This window comes from Blastococcus sp. KM273128, assembly GCF_021698975.1.
Taxonomy (GTDB): Bacteria; Actinomycetota; Actinomycetes; order Mycobacteriales; family Geodermatophilaceae; genus Blastococcus.
In genome coordinates this window covers 1-1058 of record NZ_SSXA01000171.1, presented here as the reverse complement: position 1 = coordinate 1058, position 1058 = coordinate 1, and the positions used below count along the sequence as shown (strand labels likewise).

At 65.6% G+C, this 1058-nt stretch carries 1 protein-coding gene; it reads right to left on the bottom strand.

Annotation, left to right across the window (positions count from 1 at the left end; genetic code table 11):
* Positions 1-1034 (bottom strand): TerC family protein (locus E9529_RS21445; RefSeq protein WP_236833280.1); only part of this gene is annotated, 1034 nt, incomplete at its 3' end.
* Positions 1035-1058: the final 24 nt, after the last annotated feature.

Here is a 1058-nt window from a genome sequence, read left to right as displayed (position 1 = left end):
TCGGTGTCCGCCGTCGCCTGCCGCTGCGACGCACGACCCCAGACCGGCTGGAGCGCGGCGATCTCCTCGTCGGTCGCGACGCGGAACGGGGGCGTGACCGGTGCCTGGAACGCCTTCCGCCCCTGTCCGCGGGTGGCCCGGAGACTCAGGTAGATCGAGATCCCGATGATCGTGGTGATCACGGCGAGGCTGATGGTGGTCGGGATGTAGAAGAGGTCGACCTTGAGCATCATCTTGATGCCGACCCAGATCAGCACCAGGGCCAGGCCGATCTTCAGGTAGATGAAGCGGTGGATGAGGTCGGCGAGCAGAAAGTACATCGCCCGCAGTCCCAGGATGGCGAACGCGTTGGCGGTGAAGACGAGGAACGGCTCGTCGGTGACCGCGAAGATCGCCGGGATCGAGTCGACGGCGAAGATGACGTCGGTGATCTCGACCAGGACCAGCACCGCCAGCAGCGGGGTGGCCATCAGGAGGCCGTTGCGGCGGATGAGGAAGCGCTGCCCGTGGTAGGCGTCGGTGGTCGGGACGTAGCGGCGGAACAGCCGCAGCGCCTTCGACTTCTCCGGGTCGAGGTGCTCGTTGCGCTGGCGGATCATCTTGTACCCGGTCCACAGTAGGAACGCGGCGAAGATGTAGAGGATCCAGCTGAAGCTGGCGATGAGCACCGACCCGCCGGCGATGAAGATGCCGCGGAAGATCAGCGCGCCGAGGACCCCGAAGAACAGCACTCGGTGCTGGTACTCCCGGGGAACGGCGAAGTAGGTGAAGATGATCGCCCAGACGAAGACGTTGTCGACCGCCAGCGATTTCTCGATCACATAGCCGGCGAAGTACTGCTGGCCGAACTCGGCGCCGTAGGCGGACCAGATATAGGCCCCGAACGCGAGCCCGATGGCCACCCAGATCGCCGACCAGACCGCGGCCTCGCGCACGCCGATGACGTGGGCTTTGCGATGCGCGAACAGGTCCACGGCGAGCATGGCGACGATGCCGCCGAGCACGGCCAACCACAACCACAACGGGACATCCATGCGGAGACTCCTGCCTCGGTCGGT